This window comes from Nonomuraea sp. NPDC049784 (assembly GCF_040659615.1).
In the GTDB taxonomy this organism is placed as follows: Bacteria; Actinomycetota; Actinomycetes; order Streptosporangiales; family Streptosporangiaceae; genus Nonomuraea.
The window spans coordinates 1-4,752 of the sequence record NZ_JBFAMX010000710.1 but is presented as its reverse complement, the minus strand read 5'-3'; the positions used below and the strand labels follow the sequence as shown (position 1 = coordinate 4,752).

Annotated in this window: 6 protein-coding genes; 5 read left to right on the top strand and 1 reads right to left on the bottom strand. The window is 71.4% G+C overall.

Going from position 1 to position 4,752, the window contains the following annotated elements; genetic code table 11:
• On the top strand, positions 1-496 hold a 496-nt coding region (locus AB0J09_RS56480; protein WP_360710880.1), incomplete at its 5' end, for a hypothetical protein.
• Between the two features lie 17 nt (positions 497-513).
• The gene (locus AB0J09_RS56475; protein WP_360710877.1) at positions 514-1,101 is read left to right on the top strand and encodes a 4'-phosphopantetheinyl transferase superfamily protein; all 588 of its coding nucleotides are present in this window, start codon (positions 514-516) and stop codon (positions 1,099-1,101) included.
• An 11-nt stretch (positions 1,102-1,112) separates the two neighbouring features.
• Here AB0J09_RS56475 and AB0J09_RS56470 read toward each other — a convergent pair whose 3' ends face one another.
• The gene (locus AB0J09_RS56470) at positions 1,113-2,042 is read right to left on the bottom strand and encodes a cation diffusion facilitator family transporter (protein WP_360710874.1); all 930 of its coding nucleotides are present in this window, start codon (positions 2,040-2,042) and stop codon (positions 1,113-1,115) included.
• Positions 2,043-2,076: 34 nt separating this feature from the next.
• Between AB0J09_RS56470 and AB0J09_RS56465 the strand changes: the two genes are divergently transcribed.
• The 3 genes from AB0J09_RS56465 to AB0J09_RS56455 all read left to right on the top strand — a co-directional run.
• Positions 2,077-2,535, top strand: a complete 459-nt coding sequence (locus tag AB0J09_RS56465; protein WP_360710871.1) for a MarR family transcriptional regulator — start codon at positions 2,077-2,079, stop codon at positions 2,533-2,535.
• Positions 2,536-2,595: 60 nt separating this feature from the next.
• Positions 2,596-3,243 (top strand): LppX_LprAFG lipoprotein, encoded by a 648-nt coding sequence (locus tag AB0J09_RS56460; protein WP_360710868.1) that lies wholly within the window; start codon positions 2,596-2,598, stop codon positions 3,241-3,243.
• A partial coding sequence (locus AB0J09_RS56455; protein ID WP_360710865.1) for an MFS transporter occupies positions 3,240-4,752 on the top strand: 1,513 nt, incomplete at its 3' end. The genes AB0J09_RS56460 and AB0J09_RS56455, both read left to right, overlap by 4 nt.

The window sequence follows — 4,752 nt, the reverse complement described above, 5'->3', positions numbered from 1 at the left end:
CACCGCCGTCCTGCAGTGGATCTCCGCCACCCGGGCCGAGGACGCGCTGGCCAAGCTCGAGACCGAGCGGGCGCTGCGGCTGGAGGTGTCCGGGGCGGCGAGCGCGTTCAGCAAGGCCCTGCTCAGTTACGACTACCAGAACCTCCAGACCACCCGCTCGACCCTCGCCGCCCAGGCCACGGGCGACTTCCTGGCCACCTACGACGCGGCGTTCGGCGGCGCGATGGCGCAGGTCATCGTCAAGCTCAAGGCCATCTCGCAGGCCACGGTACGCGAGGTCTACCTGGCCGACGTGGACGAAGCCACCGCGCACGCCATCGTCGTCGTCGACCAGCAGGTGAACACTTCTGAGGCGATCCGCTCCGTCAAGGACTCGCACCTTAAGATCAGCCTTGTGAAGGAGAAGGGGACCTGGAAGATCCATGACGTGACCGTGCTCGGCGCGGCCTCGGAGGACCAGTACAACCTCACCGCCGACAAGAAGAAGAAGGACTGACCATCGGCCCCTTAGCGATGGGTGGCCGCCCCGATGAGGTGCGCGCCCCGGAGGACTGGCTCACCGAGGTGGAGATGGATCGGGCCGGCCGGTTCCGGTTCGCGGCGGATCGAGCCAGTTACGTCGCCGCCCACCTGCTCGTGCGGTTCTGCGCCGCCGCCGTGCTCGGCACCGAGCCGTACAAGCTGACGCTGCTGCAACGCTGCGAGCTGCACGGTCCGGGGCACGGCAAGCCGTACATCGAGGAGGCGCCCGAGCTGGGCGTCAGCTTCAGCCACACGCGCGGCTACGTGTGCGCGGCGGCCGGGCCCGGCAAGGTCGGCGTGGACGCCGAGCACGTGCCGCCCGGGCCGCTGGACCTGTCGCTCGCCGACCGGGTCTGCACCCCGCGCGAGCGCGCACTGGTCGCCGGCAACGACGAGCTGATCAGGCACTGGACGCGCAAGGAGGCGCTGATCAAGCGCGGCGAGCTGACGCTCGACACGCTGCACGCGGGGGGCGACGACCTGGCGGGCCGTCACCTGCTGGAGTGGAGCGCCGGTCCCGACATCAGGGTGGCCGTCGTCACGGACACCCCCGCCAGAAGGGTGCCGATCCCCGGATAAGCCGGAGGGGTTCAGCGGCGGCGGGTCGGGGTGGGGTCGAGGAAGACCTGGCTGACCCCCGGGAAACATTCCCGCAGCCGGCGGTCCACCTCGTCGCAGGCGATCTCCACGCCGGCCGCACTCGCCTCGTCCCGGAAGTCGATCTTCGCGGCCACCAGGATGGAGCCGGGCCCGATCATCATGGTGAGCAGCTCGACCACGTCCTCCACCTCCGGCTGGGCCAGCAGCACGGCCCGGATGCCGGTCTCGGTCTGCTGGGGCGCGGCCTGGCCGATGAGCAGCGACAGGTTCGACCGGATCAGGGTGAGCGCCACCACCAGCAGGAGCAGGCCGATCGCGATCGACGCCCCGCCGTCCCAGAACGACGAGCCCGACAGCTGCGACCCGGCCAGCCCCACGGCGGCGATGAGCAGGCCCACCAGGGCGGCCGCGTCCTCGAACAGCACGGCCTTCAACGCGGTGTCGGAGGTGATCTGCACGAGCCGTACGGGATGGACCTGGTAGCGCGCCGCCTGGCTGCGCAGCTGGGAGTACGCCTTGCCCAACGAGGCGCCTTCCACGGCGAACGCGACGGCGAGCACGATGTACGAGGGGGTGAGGTTCGACAGCTTCTCGCCGTGGCTGATCTCGTGCAGGCCGTGCGTGATCGAGAACCCGGCGCCGCCCACCAGCGTCGCCACGGCCGCCATCATCGCCCAGAAGAACCCGGCCTTGCCGTGCCCGAACGGATGCCGCTGGTCGGCGGGCCGCCCTCCGCGACGCACCGCCACCAGCAGCAGGAGCTCGGTCACGGTGTCGGCGGCCGAGTGAGCAGCCTCCGACAGCATGGCCGCCGAGCCGCCGATGAGGCCCGCGACGAGCTTGGCCAGCGCGATCGTCAGGTTGGCCGCGCCGGCCACCAGAACGGTCCCCAGGCTCTCCCCCGGCTCCCGCTGCTCCATAGGGCTCCACTTTACGTGCGCTACATTGGGGATCATGAGCGCGCCTCGCTGGCTTTCACCCGCCGAACAGCGTGCCTGGCGCACGCATCTGGCGCTGCACAAGCTCCTCATGCACCGCCTGGATCGCGAGCTTCAGGTGCACCAGCTCTCGCTGAACGATTACGAGATCCTGGTCAACCTCTCGGAGAGCCAGGACCGGCGCATGCGGATGAGCGACCTGGCGGACGCGACGATCCAGTCACGCAGCCGGCTGTCGCACCAGATCTCCCGCATGGAGGCCAAGGGCCTGGTGACCAGGGAGGATTGCCGCGACGACCGGCGGGGCACCTTCGCGGTGCTGACCGACGAGGGCTGGGAGACGATCCAGCGGGTGGCGCCGGACCACGTGGCGAGTGTGCGCGAGCACTTCGTCGACCGCCTCAGCGACGAGCAGCTCGAAGCGCTCGAGGCGGCCTACGAGCCGATCCTCGAGCATCTGAAGAAGCTGCGCTGACACCCAACCGATATCCGCGACGGCTCACGGACGTTCCCAAGCGCTCGCTACGATCCGCTCATGCTCCGAAAGCTTCTGATCGTGGCGGTTCTCGCCCTGGTGTCGGCGTGCTCGTCGGGCGGCGGCGACGCACTGCCCGCCGGTCCCGACCTGATGAAGAAGGCCGCCGAGGCCATGAAGGGCGTCAAGTCGGCCAGCTTCTCGATCGCGACGGAGGGCAAGCCGAAGGTGCCGGTCAAGAAGGCCGACGGCAGGCTCACGGCCGCCGGTGACGCCGACGGAACGATCACGATCGAGGTGCTGGGAACCCTGCAGGAGGTCAGCTTCGCCCTGATCGGGGACACCGTGCACTTCAAGGGGCCGACGGGCGGCTTCCAGAAGATGACGCGGCAGCAGCTCGCGCAGTTCTACGACCCCTCGGTGATCCTCGAGCCGACCAAGGGCATCGCACAACTGCTCGCCTCGTCCACGGATCCCAAGGTGGAGGCGCTGGAGGGCGACTCGTACCGAGTGGCCACGACGTTCCCTGGGCAGGTTCTCGGGCAGATCATCCCGGGCGTCACGCAGGGCGTGAACGGCAAGGTCTGGCTCGACAAGGCCACCAGCAGGCTCACCAAGGCCAGCCTGCCGTTGCAGGACGGCACGGTGACGGTGTCGTTCAGCGACTACGACGCGCCGGTCACGATCACGCCGCCCGCCGCCGGATGAGGGGCGCCCGCCGGGTCGTGCTCGGCGCCGGGGGCGCGGTGGTGCTGCTGGCCGCGCTCGACGCGTACGTGGTGGTGACGGTCCTGATCGACGTCGCCGAGGACGTGGGCATCCCGCTGAACCACCTGGAGCGGGCCACGCCGATCGTCACGGGGTTCCTGCTCGGGTACGTCGCCGCGATGCCCCTGCTCGGCCAGCTCTCCGACCGGTACGGCCGGCGGCCGCTGATCCACGCCTGCCTGGCCGCCTTCGCGCTGGGCTCGGTGCTGACGGCCCTGGCCGCCGGCGAGGTGATGGTGGTGGCCGGGCGTACCGTCCAGGGGGTGGCCGGCGGGGCGCTGCTGCCGATCACGATGGCCCTCATCGGCGACCTGTGGGACGAGCACGAGCGGCCGGTGGCGCTGGGGGCAGTGGGGGCGGCGCAGGAGCTCGGCAGCGCGCTCGGGCCCCTGTACGGCGGGTTGCTGGCGGGGATCCCGGCCACCGTGGTGGCGGGGGTGGAGCTGGGCGGCTGGCACGCCATCTTCTGGATCAACGTCCCGCTCGCCGCCCTGGCCGCCGTCGCGGTGCAGCTCACGGTCCCCGCCGGTACGGCGGGTCGCGCGGACCCCGCGAACGACCACCCGATCCCGCCTCCAACCGACGCCACCACCGCGCGCCTCCCGGCGAGTACCCCCACCTCGACGCACCCCCCGGCGAGCGCCGCCAGCGCGACAGAGCGCATCGGCGCCGACGACGCCACCGACGTGACGGCAACCGCCACGGACGCGGCAGCGCGGACGGCGGGCGCCACGCGCGTGCCGCACGGGTCAGTCGCCGGCGCCATGAGCGCGGCCGGGCAGGAGGCGGGTGCTGCAGGAGCCACAGGCCCGGAGGCGAGCACCCTAGGCGTGGTCGAAGAGACGGGGGCCCGGGACGGGTCCGAGCCGCCGGCGCGGCGGATCGACGTCGTCGGCGGGGCGTTGCTGGCCTTGACGCTCGGCCTGCTGGTCGTGGGCCTCTACAACCCCGACCCGGCCAAATCCGTGCTCCCGCCCTGGGGCCTCGTCGTCATCGCGGCCGGTGCGGTGACGGGTGGGATCTTCGTGTGGTGGGAGATCCGCTCGTCGGTCCGTCTCCTCGATCTCTCCGCCACCCGCAAGGGCCCCCTGCTCGCCACCCTGGCCGTGAGCTTCCTGGCCGGGGCCGCGCTGCTCGTGACCATGGTGTTCGTCCAGCTCACCGCCCAGACTTTGCTCGGCGAGGACCGGCTGGAGGCGTCGCTGGTCCTTGCCAGGTTCCTGGCCGCGCTCACCGTCGGGGCCCTGCTGGGCGGTCTCCTGGGCCGCAGGCTGGGCGACCGCACCGTGGCCGTGGCGGGCATGGCGCTGGGGGCGGCGGGCTACTGGCTGATGAGCCGGTGGCCGCTCGAGCTGGAGAGCGCGGGTCTGGTCGTGGACATCGAGCTGGTGGTGGCCGGTCTGGGCCTGGGCCTGGTCATCGCTCCGGTCTCCTCGGCCGTGCTGCGCG